We start from the raw sequence: 19,130 nt of genomic DNA, 5'->3' as shown, positions 1-19,130 counted from the left end.
TTGGTACCTGGATATGGCCGAACCTCGTTTTATTCACCTTCGTGTGCATAGTGACTACTCCATGATCGATGGGCTAGCCAAGATCGGCCCGTTGGTGAAAAAAGCGGCTGAGCACGGCATGCCCGCGTTGGCAGTCACTGATTTCACCAACCTGTGTGGCTTGGTGAAGTTTTATGGTAGTGCGCACGGTGCGGGGATCAAACCGATCATTGGCGCGGATTTCCACGTGCAGAGTGAAGTGCTGGGTGATGAGCTGGCACAATTGACCGTGCTGGCTGCTAATAACCAAGGCTATCAGAACCTCACGTTGTTGATCTCTCACGCCTATCAGCGCGGTTACGGCGCGGCTGGCCCGATTATTGACCGTGATTGGTTGATCGAACACCGTGAAGGATTAATCCTGCTTTCCGGTGCACGAATGGGGGACGTCGGCAAATTTCTGCTGCGTGGCAACCAGGCGCAGGTGGATCAATGTCTGGCGTTTTATCAAGAGTATTTCCCCGACAGTTACTATCTGGAGCTGATCCGCACCGGTCGCCCTGACGAAGAGAACTATCTGCATGCTGCGGTAGCGCTGGCCAGCGAGCGTGGTTTGCCAGTCGTGGCCACGAACGATGTCCGCTTTCTGGTGGAAGATGATTTTGATGCGCACGAAATCCGCGTGGCGATCCACGACGGCTTCACGCTCGACGATCCCAAGCGCCCGCGTAACTACAGCCCACAGCAATTTATGCGCAGTGAAGATGAGATGTGCGAGCTGTTTGCCGACATCCCTGAAGCTCTGCTCAACAGTGTCGAAATCGCCAAACGCTGTAATGTCACCATTCGCCTTGGTGAGTACTTCCTGCCACAGTTCCCAACCGGTGATATGACCACCGAGGATTTCCTGATCGCGAAATCTAAAGAGGGTCTGGAGCAGCGCCTTGAATTCCTGTTCCCCGATCCAGACGTTCGTGCTCATCGGCGTCCAGAATATGACGAACGTCTGGATGTTGAACTGAGAGTGATCAACCAGATGGGGTTTCCAGGCTACTTCCTGATCGTGATGGAGTTCATCCAGTGGTCGAAGGATAACAACGTGCCGGTAGGCCCAGGGCGTGGTTCTGGTGCCGGGTCGTTGGTGGCCTATGCGCTGAAAATCACTGATTTGGATCCGCTGGAGTTTGACCTGCTGTTTGAACGTTTCCTGAACCCGGAACGGGTGTCGATGCCCGATTTCGACGTCGATTTCTGCATGGAAAAACGCGATCTGGTGATCGACCATGTGGCGGAAATGTATGGCCGTGAAGCGGTATCGCAAATTATCACCTTCGGTACCATGGCGGCGAAAGCGGTAATTCGCGATGTAGGCCGCGTGCTGGGTCACCCGTATGGCTTTGTTGACCGTATCTCCAAGCTGGTGCCCCCCGATCCGGGGATGACGCTGGAAAAGGCTTTTGCCGCCGAACCACAACTGCCAGAAATTTATGAGGCAGATGAAGAGGTCCGGGCGCTGATCGACATGGCGCGCAAGCTGGAAGGGGTAACGCGTAACGCCGGTAAGCATGCGGGTGGGGTGGTGATCGCACCAACCAAAATCACCGACTTCGCTCCGCTGTATTGTGATGCTGAAGGTAATCACCCGGTTACTCAGTTCGATAAAAACGACGTGGAATATGCCGGGCTGGTGAAGTTTGACTTCCTTGGCCTGCGTACCCTGACCATTATCGATTGGGCGTTAGAAATGATTAACGCTCGCCGTGCCAAGAGCGGATTGGAACCGATCGATATCGCCGCCATCCCACTTGATGACAAACCCAGTTTCGACATGCTGCAGCGCTCGGAAACCACGGCGGTATTCCAGCTTGAATCGCGCGGCATGAAAGACCTGATCAAGCGTCTGAAGCCTGACTGCTTCGAAGATATGATCGCACTGGTGGCACTGTTCCGCCCCGGCCCTTTGCAGTCGGGCATGGTAGATAACTTTATCGACCGTAAGCATGGGCGTGAAGAAATCTCTTATCCTGATATCCAGTGGCAGCATGAGTCGCTGAAACCGGTACTGGAGCCGACCTACGGCATTATTCTGTATCAGGAACAGGTGATGCAGATCGCCCAGGTGCTGGCGGGTTACACGCTGGGCGGTGCAGACATGCTGCGCCGTGCCATGGGTAAAAAGAACCCGGTTGAAATGGCCAAACAGCGTGGCGGCTTTGAGGATGGGGCTAAATCACGCGGCGTTGACGGCGAACTGTCGGTAAAAATCTTCGATCTGGTGGAGAAATTCGCCGGTTATGGCTTCAACAAGTCACACTCAGCCGCCTATGCCTTGGTGTCGTATCAGACGTTATGGCTAAAAGCCCACTATCCTGCCGAATTTATGGCGGCAGTGATGACTGCCGATATGGATAACACCGATAAAGTGGTGGGGTTGGTGGACGAGTGTTGGCGTATGGGGTTGAAAATCCTGCCGCCGGATATCAATAGCGGGCAATATCACTTCCACGTTAATGACGAAGGCGAAATTGTTTACGGTATTGGTGCAATCAAAGGCGTAGGTGAAGGGCCGATTGAGGCGATTATTGAGGCGCGTAACAGCGGTGAGCAGGGGTATTTTAAAGATCTGTTCGACCTGTGTGCACGATCGGACGTCAAGAAACTCAACCGCCGTATTCTGGAAAAGCTGATCATGTCCGGGGCGTTCGATCGCCTGGGGCCGCACCGGGCAGCGCTGATGAATTCGCTGGGCGATGCGCTGAAAGCAGCCGATCAGCATGCTAAAGCCGAAGCGATTGGCCAGGCTGATATGTTTGGCGTGCTGGCGGAAGCACCGGAGCAGGTGGAGCAGTCTTACGCCAACGTGCCACTTTGGCAGGAACAGGTGGTGCTGGACGGCGAACGCGAAACGCTGGGGCTCTACCTCACCGGCCATCCGATCACTCAGTATTTGAAAGAAATCGAACGCTATGCCGGTGGCCAGCGTTTGAAAGATATGCACCCAACGGATCGGGGCAAGATGACGACCGCTGTTGGGCTGGTGATTGCTGCCCGGGTTATGGTGACTAAACGCGGTAATCGCATCGGTATTTGTACGCTGGATGACCGTTCTGGTCGCCTGGAAGTGATGTTATTCACCGAAGCGCTGGAAAAATACCAGCATTTGTTGGAAAAAGACCGTATCCTGATCGCTACTGGACAGGTCAGCTTTGATGACTTCAGCGGTGGGCTTAAAATGATGGTCCGCGAGTTAATGGATATCAGTGAAGCCCGTGAAAAATACGCCCGTGGGCTTGCTATCTCGCTGACGGACAGGCAAATTGATGACCAGCTTTTGAACCGTCTCCGTCAGTCGTTGGAACCCCATCGCTCGGGGACGATTCCAGTGCATCTCTACTATCAACGGGAAGATGCACGGGCAAGATTGCGTTTTGGCGCAACTTGGCGCGTGACGCCGACTGACCGCTTGTTGATAGATTTGCGGACCCTGGTAGGTAATGAGCAGGTGGAACTGGAATTTGACTAAAATAGGAATGCTATGAGTCTGAATTTTCTTGATTTTGAACAGCCGATTGCAGAGCTGGAAGCGAAAATTGACTCGCTGACTGCAGTCAACCGTCAAGACGAAAAATTAGATATTAATCTGGACGAAGAGGTTCGACGCCTGCGTGAAAAGAGCGTTGAGCTGACGCGCAAGATTTTTTCCGATCTTGGGGCTTGGCAGATTGCCCAATTGGCACGCCACCCGCAGCGCCCTTATACGCTGGATTATATCGCACACATCTTCACTGACTTTGAAGAGTTGGCAGGCGATCGTGCCTATGCTGATGATAAAGCCATCGTCGGTGGTATTGCGCGGCTCGATGGCCGCCCGGTGATGATCATTGGTCATCAGAAAGGGCGCGAGACCAAAGAGAAAATCCGCCGCAACTTCGGCATGCCAGCACCAGAAGGCTATCGCAAAGCGTTGCGCCTGATGGAAATGGCCTCTCGCTTCAAAATGCCTTTGATCACCTTTATCGACACGCCTGGGGCTTATCCGGGGGTGGGCGCAGAAGAGCGTGGGCAATCTGAAGCGATCGCCCGTAACCTGCGTGAAATGTCTCGCTTGAACATCCCGGTGATTTGCACCGTGATCGGTGAAGGTGGTTCAGGTGGTGCATTGGCTATCGGCGTGGGCGATAAAGTGAATATGCTGCAGTACAGCACTTATTCGGTGATCTCCCCGGAAGGTTGTGCCTCAATTCTGTGGAAAAATGCCGATAAAGCACCGATCGCTGCAGAAGCAATGGGCATCACTGCGCCGCGTCTGAAAGAGCTGAAACTGATCGATTCGGTGATCCCGGAGCCTTTGGGGTCTGCGCATCGTGACGTGCCAGCAATGGCTGCTTCACTGAAAGCGCAACTGCTGACCGATCTGGCTGAATTGGATGGTCTGAACAACGAAGAGTTGCTCAATCGTCGTTATCAGCGTTTGATGAACTACGGTTATTGCTGAGTTTTTCGGTGATAATAAGAAACCGCCTGCCCTGGCGGTTTTTTTACGCCTGTCATTCGTGGTTTAGGATAGGCAGGGTACACTCTGTGGGTGTGATAAGCCCTTGGTAGTTAACTGACAGGAGTAGCCCGATGAATATCATTGCGATCATGAGCCCGATGGGCGTCTATTACAAAGATGAGCCTATCCGCGAACTCCACAACGCATTGGCCTCTATGGGCTTCCAACTGGTGTATCCGAAAGACAGCGGCGATCTGCTGAAGCTGATTGAACACAACGCCCGTATCTGCGGAGTGGTGTTTGACTGGGATCATTACAGCTTGGAACTGTGTAGTGAAATCAACGATCTCAATGAATACCTACCGCTGTATGCGTTTATCAACACCCATTCCACTTTTGATGTCAACCTGCATGAAATGCGTATGGTGCTGTACTTCTTTGAATATGGCTTGAATGCCGCAGAAGATATTGCCCAACGCATCCAGCAATACACCGATGAATATAGGGATACCATTACTCCACCTCTGACCAAGGCTTTGTTCACCTATGTGAAAGAGGGGAAATATACTTTTTGCACACCGGGCCATATGGCGGGCACGGCGTTCCAGAAAAGCCCGGTAGGTTGCCTGTTTTATGACTTTTTCGGCGCGAACACGCTGAAAGCTGATATTTCTATCTCGGTAACCGAACTGGGTTCCTTACTTGATCATACCGGCCCACATCTTGAAGCAGAAGAATATATTGCCCGAACCTTCAACGCCGAGCAGAGTTATCTGGTGACCAACGGTACCTCTACCGCCAACAAGATCGTCGGAATGTATTCGGCCCCGGCGGGTAGCACGGTGTTGATCGATCGCAATTGCCACAAATCGTTGTGCCATTTGCTGATGATGTGCGACATCGTGCCGATTTATCTGCGTCCATTACGCAATGCTTACGGCATTTTAGGTGGGATCCCGCGACATGAGCTCACCCATGACAGCATTGCCAAACGGGTCGCCGAAACTGCCAATGCCAACTGGCCAGTACATGCGGTGATCACCAATTCCACCTATGATGGCTTGCTGTACAACACCGACTACATTAAGCAGACGCTGGATGTGGCATCGATTCATTTCGATTCTGCCTGGGTACCCTATACCAACTTTCACCCGATCTACGAAGGTAAAAGCGGCATGAGCGGCGAGCGTATTCCGGGCAAGGTGATTTATGAAACCCAATCGACCCACAAGTTGCTGGCGGCGTTCTCGCAGGCTTCGATGATTCATATCAAAGGTGATTACGATGAAAACACCTTTAATGAAGCCTATATGATGCACACCACGACCTCGCCGCATTATGGCATTGTTGCTTCTATGGAGACGGCAGCGGCTATGCTGCGCGGCAACCCGGGGCGGCGCATGATCAATCGTTCGGTGGAGCGGGCTTTGCATTTCCGCCGTGAAATTCAGCGTTTGCGGGCAGAAAGTGAGAGCTGGTTTTTTGACATCTGGCAGCCGGAAGAAGTTGACGAAGCACAATGTTGGCCGCTGAATCCTGATGATAACTGGCATGGTTTCGGTAATACCGATCGCGATCATATGTATCTGGATCCGATCAAGGTTACTATTCTGACGCCGGGCATGAACGAACTGGGTGAATTGGAGAGCAGTGGTATTCCGGCGGCGCTGGTGGCGAAATACCTGGATGAGCGCGGTATCGTGGTAGAGAAAACCGGGCCGTATAATCTGCTGTTCCTGTTCAGCATCGGTATCGATAAAACCAAGGCGATGAGTTTGTTGCGTGGCCTGACTGATTTCAAACGTGCATACGATCTCAATTTGCGCGTGAAGAACATGCTGCCAGATCTCTATGCCGAGGATCCGGATTTCTATCGCCATATGCGCGTGCAGGATCTGGCTGCCGGGATCCATCAACTGATTTGCCAGCATGATTTGCCGCGTTTGATGCTGCGGGCGTTTGACGTCTTGCCAGAAATGAAGCTGACGCCTTATGAAATGTTCCAGCAACAGGTGCGTGGCAACGTGGAAACCTGTGACATCGAGCAGTTGATTGGTAAAGTGGCGGCGAATATGATCCTGCCTTATCCGCCGGGCGTTCCATTGGTGATGCCGGGGGAGATGATCACCGAAGAGAGCCGTGCGGTGCTCGACTTCCTGCTGATGCTGTGTTCGATCGGTGAACGTTATCCCGGTTTTGAAACCGATATTCATGGCGCGAAACCGACTGAAGATGGCCGTTATCTGGTGAAAGTACTGAAAACGTCAGCGGCTTGACGTAGGCGCAACGTTATAAAAGGAGTCCAGCTATGTTGGCATTACGCCAGGTTCACCATATCGCGGTGATCGGTTCTGATTACGCCGTCAGTAAACATTTTTACTGTGATATTCTCGGCTTTACTCTGTTAGCAGAGGTTTATCGCGCAGAACGCGACTCGTGGAAAGCCGATCTGGCACTGAACGGCCAGTATACGATTGAACTGTTCTCCTTCCCGGCTCCCGCTCCTCGTCCTAGCCATCCAGAGGCTTGTGGCCTGCGTCATCTGGCTTTTAGTGTGGACGACATGGATAGTGCGATTGCTGAATTGCAAACGGCGGGTGTCGTGTGCGAGCCAGTGCGCATCGATCCTTATACCCACTCTCGCTTCACCTTTTTCAACGATCCTGATGGGTTACCGCTCGAGTTATATGAAACGCCACGCGGTTAATGCTTGCTGGATGGGAGGGCGCTGGTTAACGTGCGGTTATCTGACCGTTAGCCAGCACAACCAATGAATATCAATCAATTCTCTGCACAACTCGATGAACAACTGGGCACTAAGCGCCAGTTGTTGCTGGCCTTTAGCGGCGGGCTGGATTCCAGCGTGCTGTTGCACTTGCTGGTGCAATGGCGTCAGCAGCATCCTGGGAGCAGTTTGCGTGCGGTACATGTCCACCATGGCCTGAGCCGTTTTGCCGATGAGTGGGTGGTGCATTGCCAGCAGCAGTGTGATGATTGGCAAGTGCCGCTGGTGGTTCATCATGTCCAGTTGGATGGGTTGAGTGGTGGCATTGAGGCAGCGGCACGTAGCGCCCGTTATACGGCTTTCAGTAAAACGCTGACGGCAGATGAAACCTTGCTGATGGCACAACATCTTGACGATCAGTGTGAAACCTTCCTATTAGCCTTAAAGCGCGGCAGCGGCCCGGCGGGGCTTTCAGCGATGGCCCGTGAAGCCAGGTTGGGCAATCATAGGCTGTTAAGACCGCTGTTAGGTATCGCGCGCCAACAGTTGGAAACGTATGCCAGGCAGCACCAGCTACGCTGGATCGAAGACGACAGCAATCAAGATTGCCGATTTGATCGTAACTTCCTGCGCTTGCAGGTACTGCCGGTATTGAATGAGCGCTGGCCGCATTTTGCCTCGGCAGCGGCGCGCAGCGCCAATCTGTGTGCTGAGCAGGAACAACTGTTGGATGAATTACTGGCAGAACAGCTAACGCGTTTGCTGGATGAAGAGAACTCGCTGGTCGTTGAAGAGTTGCAATATTGCTCTCCTGCGCGACGTTATGCGCTGTTACGCCGTTGGATTGCTTTGTTTGGCGTCACGATGCCTGCGCGCGAGCAATTGCACAGGATCTGGAATGAAGTGGTATTGAGCCGAGAGGACGCAGAACCGCAACTCCAGTTAGGTAACTATCAGATCCGCCGTTTCCGCCAGCGTTTGTACCTGTTGCCGCTGATGGCTGATTTGCGGGGGCTGCAATTACCTTGGTCGCAACAGGAAAAGCTGGAGTTGCCGGATGGGCTTGGCGTATTGGTGAGTGGAGAAGGAAGTAACCTGGTGCGCGCACCGCAGGCCGCTGAGCAGGTGAGTGTGCGCTTTAGCGCTGCAGGACGGGTGCGTATTGTCAATCGGGCGGGTTCAAGGCTGATTAAGAAGCTCTGGCAGGAACTGGGTATTCCCCCTTGGCAGCGTGAACGTATCCCATTGATTTACTACGATGAGCAACTGATCGCCGCCGTGGATACCTTTGTTACCGCTGCCGGACAGGTGCCTGTTGGCGAATCGCCGTGGCGGCTGAGCTGGAAGAAAAATAATAACAACACGTTGTGAGGAGCCAAGATGAAATTGATGAGTGTAATGGTGGTGACTGGGTTGCTGAGTTTTTCCACTTGGGCGGCAGGTGACGCGGCAATGGGTAAGAGTAAATCGCTTACCTGCGTGGCATGCCATGGGGCTGAAGGCAAAGTGTCGGTGCCGATGTACCCGAATCTGGCCGGGCAAAATGCGATGTATCTGGAGCAGGCGTTGCAATCCTACAAGAAAGGGGAGCGGACAGGCGGCCAGGCACAGGTAATGAGGGCTTATGTAGCAAATCTGTCAGACGCTGATATGGCCGATCTGGCGGCGTATTACGCCAGCCTGAAGCCATAAATGACGAGGGCAGCCGTTGAGGCTGCCCTGTAGAGATGGGGTTACCGAGGCATCAGTCGGAAAGGCTGACGACGATGGTACCGATTTTTGGGTGACTAAAAGTGTGGATATGGTCCAAGCGCACGTCGCGCTGAGCACCATTCTGTTCGATCGTGAGGTATTCAACGCTTTTCTTTTGCAGCAGATCGACAGCTTTGGCCTCAAGCGTTTCTCCGTTGCGTAACTCCAGTTTCAGAGTCAGGTGTTGCTGGCAGGCGAGTTCCAGATTGTCGTAATCATCGCAATTGATGGGTTGATACTCATCATTTATCAACATAATCGCTCACCAATAAGTTAGCGGCGGCAAACGCCGCCTGTTCCCTAACGGAGGACGGGAGCGCAGTATTTGCAGCAATCTCGTCCAATGCCTTTAAAACACAGACTAGTGCATCAGGCACGTAGCCGAGATCTCCACTGCCAATCTCAGCATAAAAACGGCGTACTAACTCACAATATTGTTGCACAGTTCCCTCCCTTAAGAATCTCTGCATAATCGCCACACAGGCCGCGATGAAGCACAGACACCCGGAGATCAATCCTAACCTAAACGACTATAGCACGCTGTAGTGGAGTTATCAGCACCTCGTCTTGGCTTTCATTCGCGGCTTGGGCTCCTCGTGCTGGCTGTGAACCGATCTTATCAAGTACACTGTGGCTTGTTAATAATGAGGTTACCCATGGCACTGAAAGCAACAATTTATAAAGCCACGGTCAATATCGCGGATATGGATCGTCATTTTTACCACGACACAACGCTTACGTTAGCTCAGCATCCTTCAGAAACCGAACAGCGTATGATGCTGCGCCTGTTGGCATGGATCTGCCATGCTGATGAACGCTTGGTGTTCACCAAAGGCTTAAGTGCGGAAGACGAACCGGAAATCTGGCAGCGTAACGACCATAACGGGCTGGAAATGTGGATCGAACTGGGGTTGCCGGATGAGAAGCGCATTAAAAAAGCCTGCAATCAATCGCCACGGGTGGTGTTGTATGCGTATGGTGAACGAGCCGGTTATGTCTGGTGGCAGTCGATGCAGGGTAAGGTTGCAAACCACAAAAACCTAAGCATCCGTTTTCTTAATGATGAACAATTAGCTCGTCTGGCTGCTATGACCAACCGTAATATGACATTACAGGCTACACTGCAGGAAGGCACGATTTGGCTTTCTGATACCCAGAATAGTCTGGAAATTCAATTCGCCGAATGGCAGCAGGCACAGGTGTAACCGGTGCTGACACTGTCGAGAAACGTAGTAATACCGGGTAATGAAATAGAATTGACGGCAATCCGTGCACAAGGCGCGGGTGGGCAGCACGTGAACAAAGCCTCAACGGCCATCCATTTGCGCTTTGACATCCGGGCATCCAGCCTGCCAGAGTATTACAAGGAGCGTCTACTGGCGCTTAACCATCATTTAGTGACCGCTGATGGCGTTGTGATCATCAAAGCACAGGAATATCGCAGCCAGGAATTAAATCGTGAAGCGGCGCTTGCTCGGCTGGCGGCGCTGATTCAACAGGCGATGGTGGTTGAAAAAACGCGCAGAGCAACGAAACCCAGCAAAGGGGCAAAATTACGCCGTTTGGAAGGGAAAGTGCGCAAAGGCGCAACCAAAGCGCTGCGCGGTAAGGTTATCCCTTAACGAAACTACGCCGTGGATATTAATGGAACACGCAGGAGAAGAGCTGTGAAGACAATAACAATCGTCCTGTTTTTAGCGGCAGGAGCCTTTTCGTTACTAGGCTGCAATAACCAATACCAGCCAAAAGAACAGCCGCTTCAGCCAATGCAGCAAAGTTATCAGGGCGTATTACCTTGCGCTGATTGCAGTGGGCTGGAGACGACACTGTTTCTGGATAAAGACGGTACCTTTATTTTGCAGGAAACTTACCGCGATACCAAAGATGGCGACAAGACTTTTGCCAGCTATGGTCAATGGGCTCGCACCGCCGATCGGTTGGTACTGACCGAAGGTAGCGGCGAAAAGCGTTACTTCCGCCCGTCGGGCAAGAATCTGCAAATGCTGGATCGCAACGGAGCACCGATTACATCCAAGTTGAATTACACGCTGTCGCCAACCGAACAGCCATTGCCAAACACGCCAATGTCTTTGAGGGGGCTCTATACCTACCTGGCGGATGCGGCAGTATTTAAAGATTGTGCAACAGGCAAAACGTTCCCGGTTGTCAATAACATCGCGCTGGAGCAAGGTTATCTTAATGCCCGTAAAGTTCCTGGTGAGCCAGTCTTCCTGATGTTGAATGGTCATTTCAGCGTTCAGCCATCAATGGAGGAAGGGTTGATGCAAAAGGCATTGGTGCCTGAGCCCGGTGGGAAAGTGACTTTCGATAACAGCAAGGATTGTAACAGCCGCTGATCGCTTTCGCGTCATGCAGGTGTTACACGTGTTGAAGATAAAACCCCGCTATTTGAAATGGCGGGGTTTTATGCTTTCTGATAGCAGCAGTTAAAATATGCCATTATCTGGCTGCCGTGTGGGCTTGCCATCAGGCGTACTATTGTTGGCTAAGGCGCGATTACGCAAATAAATACCTGGCTTGATATGTCCTACATAAGCCAAGGCCCGGTTTGGGGCTAGCGTTGCAATATCACCTTCCCGCATATGCAGTAAATCACCGGGGCTCACCCAACCGGGGGATGCCAGAGTGAGTGGGCGGCCCGCGTGCTCAAAAGCTGCCAAGACGAATTGCGAGCAGAAATAGCTGGGTTCATCAGGCGTTGATGTGCTGAGTTGTGCGGCGGCTAACCCTTTTACGCACTGCTGACGGAAATCCTTCGAGAAAGGATTCAGTGAGCAAAGCTGCTTGGTTACCATGAAGGGCATCATTTCAATAATCCCCTGATAGTTATAGCGGCTGCCAGCTTTTTGTTTGGCGAAGTGGCGAATCTGCTCTGCTTGAATGGGGGTCAGGTCTGGCATGCGTAAGGCAAACAGCTTATCACTGCGGGTTTGTGCCTCTTTCAAACTGACAATCTGCACGCCGTCACCCACGGCTTCGGCGACTTGGTCGTTACCGATATAGATCGCGACATGGCTGACTGAAGAGGCACTGAACAGGCGTATACCGAGCGACGTCAGCCCAATGGTTGAAGAAAAAAGTAAATCGCCATCTTGAAGTGCCGTTTCGTCAACTTCCCGAAAGCTGTTCTGTGGGGCGGAACTGAGGGCTTGAAACTGGATATCTACAGGGTTGAGAGAAGCGCGTTGCTCCTTTTTGGGCAACGCAATGTCCATAGTACAACCGGTGAGCAAGGCTGGCAGCAAGACAAACAGTCGCATGACCGAGATGTAAGATAACGGCATTGCTTAATCCTTTAATAATGCACTGCATCCTTGGCAAACACCCTGCAAAGCAGGGTGTTTTCACACTCTATTGAGAATATCAGCGTTTGATCTGTGCCAGCAGGAATTCAATGATTTCGCCGGTTTTAATCATCTGCTTCTCACCAACCCGACGATTTTTATACTCAATTTCTTCACTGTCGAGGTTGCGATCGCCGATCACGATGGAATGCGGTACACCGATCAGCTCCATATCGGCAAACATCACGCCAGGGCGTTCTTTACGGTCATCAAGGATAACGTCGATGCCATGAGAGCGCAGCGTGTTGTAGAGCTCTTCAGCCAGCGCCTGCACGCGGAATGACTTGTGCATGTTCATTGGCAGAATAGCAACCTGGAATGGCGCAATCGCATCTGGCCAGACAATGCCGCGATCGTCGTGGTTCTGCTCAATGGCAGCGGCGACCACGCGCGAGACCCCGATCCCGTAGCAACCCATGGTCAGAACCTGATTGCGGCCATCTTCGCCCTGCACTGTGGCTTTCATCGCTTCCGAATACTTGGTTCCCAATTGGAAGATATGCCCTACCTCAATACCGCGCTTAATCAGCAAAGTCCCTTTACCATCCGGGCTGGCATCGCCTGCAACAACGTTACGAATATCGGCAACCTGCGGTAGCGGCAGATCGCGCTCCCAGTTGATCCCGAGGTAATGTTTAGCGTCGATATTGGCACCAGCGCTGAAATCGCTCATGGCGGCTACGCTACGATCGATCACCAGAGGTACCGGCATTTTGATCGGGCCGAGGGAGCCTGGGCCTGCGCCTACGATCGCACGAATTTCTTCATCAGTGGCGAAGGTCAATGGCGCTGCTACCTGTGGTAGCTTCTCGGCTTTGATTTCGTTTAGTTCGTGATCGCCACGTACCAGCAACGCCACCAGTTTGTGGCCACTCTCTTCGGTTGCACGAACCAGCAGAGTTTTTACCGTTTTCTCTATGGGCAACTGGAATTGCGCAACCAGTTCGGCAATGGTTTTGGCGTTAGGGGTATCGATAATACGCAGTTCTTCGGTCGCTGCACCACGTGGCTGCGCTGGGGCAACCGCTTCAGCCAGCTCAATGTTAGCTGCGTAATCGGAGTCGGTAGAGAAGACGATATCGTCTTCACCACTGTCTGCCAGCACCTGGAACTCATGGGAAGCGCTACCGCCGATGGAGCCGGTATCAGCCAACACCGGGCGGAAATCCAGACCCATGCGGTTGAAGATCTTGCTGTAGGCTTCGTACATGGCGTCGTAGGTCGCCTGCAGAGATTCCTGCGTGGTATGGAATGAATAGGCATCTTTCATCAGGAATTCACGGGAACGCATCACACCGAAGCGCGGGCGGACTTCGTCACGGAATTTCGTCTGGATCTGGAAGAAATTCAGCGGTAATTGCTTATAGGAGCTGATTTCATTACGGATCAGATCGGTGATCACTTCTTCATGCGTCGGGCCGAGCACAAACGGACGATCGCCGCGATCAACAAAGCGCAGCAGTTCGGGGCCATACTGCTCCCAGCGGCCACTTTCCTGCCACAGGTCGGCGGGTTGGACTACCGGCATGGAAACTTCGATCGCATTAGCGTTGTTCATTTCTTCACGAACAATGTTTTCAACCTTGTTCAGAACGCGCAGGCCCGTTGGCAACCAGGTGTAAAGACCGGAGGCCAGCTTGCGGATCATCCCGGCTCGCAGCATCAGCTGGTGGCTGATTACTTCGGCATCGGCAGGAGTCTCCTTCAAAGTGGAGAGCAGATATTGGCTAGTACGCATGATGTGTTGATTCCGTTAGCACTGCAAATTGCATTGGGCTACCTGAGATGGCAGCCAAAATTTAAAAAGTGGTTTAGTCTACCAGTGCATGGCGGTTGCCAAAAGAGAGTTGGCGGAATTTTAACGGGCGTCGAGCGACAACACCTCGGTTTGCCCAGCGACAACGCGCCAGCGCACGTTGAATTCCAACAGCCATACTGCATATTCACGCTCTGCCTCTTCTGCCTTACGATAAGCTGGGCGAGGATCCTGAGCCAATACCTGGCTGATAAAACGGCGTAAATTGGGATGGCGCTGCAGATGTTGCTGCAATTGCTGTTCAGCCAATGGGGAAAAACTCACGGGCATATCACTTGCAGGAGCAGCTTGAGCAAAACCAGCACGGGCTTGGGGATGGCTTTCGGCAAAGGGCAGATAAGGTTTGATATCGATGACTGGAGTCCCATCGACCAGATCGAGGCTGCCTAATTGCAATACGACTTCACCGCCCTGGATCTGGATATCTTTCAGTTCGATCAGCGACATGCCAAGTGGGTTAGGGCGAAACGTTGAGCGTGTAGCAAAAACGCCCATGCGCGCATTGCCACCCAGACGTGGTGGCCTGACCGTTGGCCGCCAGCCGCCCTCCATGGTGTGATGGAAAATGAACATCACCCAGAGATGGCTAAACTCGCTCAGGCCGCGTACTGCTTCTGCCTGATTGTAAGGCGGTAACAGCACCAGTTCTCCGCCACCGTCCTCGATTAGCCCCGGTTGACGGGGAACGGCAAATTTTTCTTTGTACGGTGAGCGGATAATACCGATCTGATTAAAAACGAACTCGGTCATTTGGCCGAAACGTTAAGCGCAGAGCCTTGGCAAATCGCCTGTTGGTAACAACCCGCAACGCCTCTGATCATCTGGCAATCATGCAACAATACTGCATTAGCCTTCATATGAGCGGCACGCTGCTGCATGCGCCTGCGGGCCGAGGCCAGGCTTGGCGCGGGATCCCGAGCGGTGAGCTGGCAGACACTACCAGAAACTTCACCTAAATCACGGAATGGCTTGCCGATTAATGCTTCTGCATTCTTGTAAAGCGTCACTGGCGCAGGGCGGGCTGGTGGCGCTGCTTTTACCGGTGCAGGTGCGACCGGGACGTTGACGCTGTCTGTTGGAGGTGGTACCGGTTTCGGTTTAGAACATCCGGCCAGCAAAAGTGCTAACAAACAGAGAGGTAAAACACGCATTGACATTCCTCTGCCTTTAATAAATAAAAGTGGCGCTATTGAATCAATCTCTGACATAAATAACAAGACGGGCCTGAGCCCGTCTTGCAAATATAAGCTAAAAATAGGTAATGGATGATTACCAGCCTTTTACTGCACCGCCGTTGAAGATTTTATTCGCCGCTTCGTTTACTTCTTCAGATTCATAGGCCTGAACGAATTTTTTCACGTTTTCTGCGTCTTTGTTATCTTCACGAGCAACCATAATATTGACGTAAGGTGACTCTTTATCTTCAACAAAGATACCATCTTTGGCCGGTGTCAAACCGATCTGGCTGGCGTAAGTCGTGTTGATTACGGCCAGGGCGATTTGCTGATCGTCCAAGGAGCGTGGCAGCTGTGGGGCTTCCAGTTCTACCAGCTTCAGGTTTTTAGGGTTTTCTACCACGTCCAGTACGGTAGGCAACAGGCCGACACCGTCTTTCAGTTTAATCAGCCCTTGCTTCTCCAGCAGCAGCAATGAACGGCCCAGATTGGTAGGATCGTTAGGCAGTGCAACCTGAGAGCCTTCTTTCAACTCATCCAGCGATTTGATTTTTTTGGAGTAACCGGCAATTGGGTAAACGAAAGTGTTACCGACCGGGACCAGTTTATAACCGCGATCCTTGATTTGCTGATCCAGATAAGGTTTATGCTGGAAAGCATTCAGATCGATATCGCCCTTGCTCAACGCTTCGTTTGGCAACACATAATCGTTGAAAGTGACCAATTCAACGTCCAGACCGTATTTATCTTTCGCGACTTTCTGCGCGACTTCTGCAACCTGTTGTTCAGCCCCGACGATAACACCCACTTTGATATGGTTCGGATTTTTTTCGTCCTGACCGCAACCGGCCAAGGCCAGAGTACCGATCAGCGCGCCGATTGCCGCAATGGATTTAAATTTTAACGACATATCCTTTCCTCATTAGACTCGCATATGAAATACGCTTTACCCTACCCAGTAGTTGTGAGCGTGTTTGTAAAAACTATTTGTGAGTAACGGCCCTGACAATACGGTCGCCACAGAACTGAATCAGGTACACCAGGACGACCAGTAATATTAATACCGTATTCATGACGGTAGCGTTATAACCAATGTAACCATACTGATAACCAATTTGACCTAAACCACCCGCGCCAACGGCGCCCCCCATGGCAGAATAGCCCACCAAGGTAATCAGCGTGATGGTGGCTGCGTTTACCAGACCAGGTAATGCTTCGGGCAGCAACACTTTCTTGATGATTTGCATTGGCGTAGCGCCCATGGCACGTGCGGCCTCAATCAGCCCGGACGGGATCTCCAGTAGGGCGTTTTCGACCATACGGGCAATAAAAGGGGCTGCGCCGACGGTCAGTGGCACGATGGCGGCCTGCAAACCGATAGAAGTGCCGACTATCATCCGGGTAAAGGGAATCATCCACACCAGGAGTATGATAAACGGGATGGAACGGAAAATGTTCACCAATCCAGACAAGGCTTTATAGAGGGTATTATTGGCAATGATTTGCCCTGGACGGGTAACGTACAACATTACACCGACCGGCAAGCCAAGCACGAAGCCGAAAAAGCCGGAGACAAAGGTCATCGTGATGGTTTCCCATACCCCACGCGCCATTAACCACATCATTGCCTCAGACATAACCTAGAACCTCTACTTTTACCTGATTTTCCTGCAGGAATTTAATTGTTGCCTGCGCATCTTCGTCAGAACCATGCAGTTCCGCCAGCATGACGCCAAACTTCACCCCACCGGCATAATCCATTTGTGCGCTGATAATGTTGTTATTCACGTTGAAACGACGAGCCGCCTCTGACAGCAGTGGGGCATCAACCGACTGACCGGTGAACTCCAGACGTAGCAACGGTTGATGATTGCCAATGCGTTCTGGCATCAAGCGTTGGGCGTAGTCGTCCGGAATATCCAGATGTAACGTGGATTGGATAAATTGCTGCGCCAACGGTGTCTTTGGGTGTGAGAAAACTTCGCTGACGCTGTCTTGCTCAATCAATTGCCCCTGGCTGATGACGGCAACCTGATCGCAAATACGTTTTACCACATCCATTTCATGGGTGATCAACAGAATAGTCAGCCCAAGACGGCGATTAATATCCTTAAGTAACTCAAGAATGGAACGCGTTGTAGCAGGATCAAGTGCGCTGGTAGCTTCGTCGCACAGCAGTACTTTCGGGTTGCTGGCCAAGGCCCGGGCAATTGCCACACGCTGTTTCTGGCCACCAGACAGATTGGCTGGGTAAGCATCATGCTTGTCTGATAGCCCCACCAGTTCCAGTAACTCCGCCACGCGCTTTTTGATTTCACTGCGCGGGGTATTGTCCAATTCCAGTGGCAAAGAAACGTTGCCAAATACCGTGCGTGAAGAGAGCAGGTTAAAATGCTGGAAGATCATGCCAATGTGGCGACGCGCACGCGTCAATTCGCTTTCAGATAAAGACGTCAGGTCTTGACCATCCACCAATACGGTGCCGGAGGTTGGGCGTTCAAGCATGTTGGCGCAGCGGATCAACGTACTTTTACCAGCACCAGAAGCACCGATAACGCCATAGATTTGCCCGGCAGGGACGTGAAGGGTCACGTCAGACAGCGCATTAATGGTGCGCGAACCCTGCTGGAACACTTTGGTGATGTTGGAAAGTTTAATCATATTCTTCTTATTTTTAGCGTGGTTGCCCGTGGCTAGATAAAAGTAAACCTTGGCTGTAACCAAGGTATGGCTCAGATGTTAAGGCGTCTAGACGTCTAAGTCAACGCCAACACCGCTCTTCATCGTTCTCAGTCCGTAGTAAAACATGCGATACTGTGCGCGTTTTCAAGCCCTCAGGAGCAAACCGGTGACACAACGCGTTCCAGCAATTTTCTTAGATCGTGACGGCACGATTAATGTTGATCATGGATATGTCCATGAAATAGATGACTTTCAATTTATTGATGGTGTGATTGATGCATGCCGTGAACTGAAAAATATGGGTTTCGCGCTGGTGTTAATCACCAATCAATCAGGTATTGCCCGCGGTAAATTCAGCGAAGACCAGTTTATGCGCCTGACTGAATGGATGGACTGGTCGCTGGCCGATCGGGACGTCGATCTGGACGGCATTTACTTTTGTCCACACCACCCTCAAGCAATAATAGAAGAATACCGACAAATATGTGACTGTCGTAAACCGCAACCGGGTATGTTGTTGCAAGCGCAGAAAGAGTTGAATATCGATCTGGCGGCTTCTTATATGGTGGGCGACAAAATCGAAGATATGCAGGCAGCCGCAGCAGCAGGCGTAGGGACTAAAGTCTTGGTCCGCACCGGTAAACCGGTGACAGAAGAAGGCGAAAAAGCGGCGGACTGGGTGCTAAACAGCCTGAAAGACTTGCCAACAGCGATCAAAAAGCGGATTTAATCTGCATTTTGCGTGAATAGTGAGCGGTTAGATGCAAAGTGAATATTATCTCTTGTCATTCTGAGTCAGCTCCCTATAATGCGCCTCCATCGACACGGAGCCTGTGAACAACTTCACAGAGTATCTGGGAGTCGCAGAGAAAAAACCTGAAAATTAAGGTTGACTCTGAAAGAGGAAGGCGTAATATACGCCACCTCGAGTTAGCAAGCGAAAGCGCGTAACTCACTGCTCTTTAACAATTTATCAGACAATCTGTGTGGGCACTCACAAGACGATATCCAGCTGCTTCGGCAGCACAAAAAATATCAAGTCTTGAAGAGTGACCAAGCAGTAATTCATTTGAATGAATTATTACGAACGTTGATTTTCGAGCATCGCTGCACATGTTGCAGCACATCAAGCTTTTAATTG

Annotated in this window: 19 protein-coding genes; 10 read left to right on the top strand and 9 right to left on the bottom strand. The window is 51.7% G+C overall.

Annotated features, from left to right (window positions below; genetic code table 11):
• The first annotated feature begins 13 nt into the window (after positions 1 to 13).
• From dnaE to IV04_RS11835, 6 genes are all read left to right on the top strand, one after another.
• A complete protein-coding gene (dnaE, locus tag IV04_RS11860; protein WP_037403768.1) occupies positions 14 to 3,502 on the top strand; it encodes a DNA polymerase III subunit alpha in 3,489 nt (1,162 codons plus the stop codon).
• Positions 3,503 to 3,514: 12 nt separating this feature from the next.
• Positions 3,515 to 4,474: an acetyl-CoA carboxylase carboxyl transferase subunit alpha gene (accA, locus tag IV04_RS11855; RefSeq protein WP_037403769.1), complete on the top strand. Its 960-nt coding sequence runs from the start codon at positions 3,515 to 3,517 to the stop codon at positions 4,472 to 4,474.
• 131 nt (positions 4,475 to 4,605) lie between these two features.
• The gene (locus tag IV04_RS11850; RefSeq protein ID WP_037403770.1) at positions 4,606 to 6,750 is read left to right on the top strand and encodes a lysine decarboxylase LdcC; all 2,145 of its coding nucleotides are present in this window, start codon (positions 4,606 to 4,608) and stop codon (positions 6,748 to 6,750) included.
• Between the two features lie 32 nt (positions 6,751 to 6,782).
• Positions 6,783 to 7,181 (top strand): VOC family protein, encoded by a 399-nt coding sequence (locus tag IV04_RS11845; protein WP_037403772.1) that lies wholly within the window; start codon positions 6,783 to 6,785, stop codon positions 7,179 to 7,181.
• A 63-nt stretch (positions 7,182 to 7,244) separates the two neighbouring features.
• Positions 7,245 to 8,570 (top strand): tRNA lysidine(34) synthetase TilS, encoded by a 1,326-nt coding sequence (tilS, locus tag IV04_RS11840; RefSeq protein WP_037403774.1) that lies wholly within the window; start codon positions 7,245 to 7,247, stop codon positions 8,568 to 8,570.
• A gap of 9 nt (positions 8,571 to 8,579) precedes the next feature.
• Positions 8,580 to 8,891, top strand: a complete 312-nt coding sequence (locus IV04_RS11835) for a cytochrome c (protein ID WP_037403776.1) — start codon at positions 8,580 to 8,582, stop codon at positions 8,889 to 8,891.
• 52 nt (positions 8,892 to 8,943) lie between these two features.
• On the opposite strand, the gene rof is transcribed toward IV04_RS11835, so the two are convergent.
• Together rof and IV04_RS11825 are read right to left on the bottom strand one after the other, a co-directional pair.
• Positions 8,944 to 9,207, bottom strand: a complete 264-nt coding sequence (gene rof, locus IV04_RS11830) for a Rho-binding antiterminator (protein WP_037403778.1) — start codon at positions 9,205 to 9,207, stop codon at positions 8,944 to 8,946.
• Positions 9,194 to 9,394: a YaeP family protein gene (locus IV04_RS11825; protein WP_037403780.1), complete on the bottom strand. Its 201-nt coding sequence runs from the start codon at positions 9,392 to 9,394 to the stop codon at positions 9,194 to 9,196. The genes rof and IV04_RS11825 overlap by 14 nt, the downstream gene beginning before the upstream one ends.
• A gap of 213 nt (positions 9,395 to 9,607) precedes the next feature.
• On the opposite strand from IV04_RS11825, the gene IV04_RS11820 reads away from it, so the two are divergent.
• From IV04_RS11820 to nlpE, 3 genes are read left to right on the top strand one after another with little or no spacing between them, the layout of a single operon-like run.
• Entirely contained in the window at positions 9,608 to 10,156 is a 549-nt protein-coding gene (locus tag IV04_RS11820) for a YaeQ family protein (protein WP_037403782.1), read from the top strand.
• A 3-nt stretch (positions 10,157 to 10,159) separates the two neighbouring features.
• Positions 10,160 to 10,573, top strand: coding sequence for an alternative ribosome rescue aminoacyl-tRNA hydrolase ArfB (gene arfB / locus IV04_RS11815; RefSeq protein ID WP_037403784.1), 414 nt, complete (start codon positions 10,160 to 10,162; stop codon positions 10,571 to 10,573).
• A 45-nt stretch (positions 10,574 to 10,618) separates the two neighbouring features.
• Entirely contained in the window at positions 10,619 to 11,308 is a 690-nt protein-coding gene (nlpE, locus tag IV04_RS11810; protein ID WP_037403786.1) for an envelope stress response activation lipoprotein NlpE, read from the top strand.
• Positions 11,309 to 11,398: 90 nt separating this feature from the next.
• On the opposite strand, the gene IV04_RS11805 is transcribed toward nlpE, so the two are convergent.
• The 7 genes from IV04_RS11805 to metN form a co-directional block, all read right to left on the bottom strand.
• A complete protein-coding gene (locus IV04_RS11805) occupies positions 11,399 to 12,256 on the bottom strand; it encodes a YaeF family permuted papain-like enzyme (RefSeq protein ID WP_072010878.1) in 858 nt (285 codons plus the stop codon).
• Positions 12,257 to 12,335: 79 nt separating this feature from the next.
• Positions 12,336 to 14,054, bottom strand: a complete 1,719-nt coding sequence (gene proS / locus IV04_RS11800; protein WP_037403787.1) for a proline--tRNA ligase — start codon at positions 14,052 to 14,054, stop codon at positions 12,336 to 12,338.
• A 120-nt stretch (positions 14,055 to 14,174) separates the two neighbouring features.
• Positions 14,175 to 14,882, bottom strand: a complete 708-nt coding sequence (tsaA, locus tag IV04_RS11795; protein WP_037403788.1) for a tRNA (N6-threonylcarbamoyladenosine(37)-N6)-methyltransferase TrmO — start codon at positions 14,880 to 14,882, stop codon at positions 14,175 to 14,177.
• Entirely contained in the window at positions 14,879 to 15,283 is a 405-nt protein-coding gene (gene rcsF, locus IV04_RS11790) for an Rcs stress response system protein RcsF (RefSeq protein ID WP_037403790.1), read from the bottom strand. Before rcsF ends, tsaA begins: the two co-directional genes overlap by 4 nt.
• Before the next feature lie 118 nt (positions 15,284 to 15,401).
• Positions 15,402 to 16,217, bottom strand: a complete 816-nt coding sequence (locus IV04_RS11785; protein ID WP_037403792.1) for a MetQ/NlpA family lipoprotein — start codon at positions 16,215 to 16,217, stop codon at positions 15,402 to 15,404.
• Between the two features lie 73 nt (positions 16,218 to 16,290).
• The gene (locus IV04_RS11780; protein WP_037403793.1) at positions 16,291 to 16,944 is read right to left on the bottom strand and encodes a methionine ABC transporter permease MetI; all 654 of its coding nucleotides are present in this window, start codon (positions 16,942 to 16,944) and stop codon (positions 16,291 to 16,293) included.
• On the bottom strand, positions 16,937 to 17,968 hold the full coding sequence (gene metN, locus IV04_RS11775) for a methionine ABC transporter ATP-binding protein MetN (protein WP_037403795.1): 1,032 nt from the start codon (positions 17,966 to 17,968) through the stop codon (positions 16,937 to 16,939). The genes IV04_RS11780 and metN overlap by 8 nt, the downstream gene beginning before the upstream one ends.
• A gap of 187 nt (positions 17,969 to 18,155) precedes the next feature.
• On the opposite strand from metN, the gene gmhB reads away from it, so the two are divergent.
• Positions 18,156 to 18,719 (top strand): D-glycero-beta-D-manno-heptose 1,7-bisphosphate 7-phosphatase, encoded by a 564-nt coding sequence (gene gmhB / locus IV04_RS11770; RefSeq protein WP_037403797.1) that lies wholly within the window; start codon positions 18,156 to 18,158, stop codon positions 18,717 to 18,719.
• Positions 18,720 to 19,130: the final 411 nt, after the last annotated feature.

This window comes from Serratia sp. Ag1 (assembly GCF_000743355.1).
Classification (GTDB): Bacteria; Pseudomonadota; Gammaproteobacteria; order Enterobacterales; family Enterobacteriaceae; genus Chania.
Note: the sequence above shows the minus strand (reverse complement) of the source record. Positions and strands in the feature narration are given on the sequence as shown.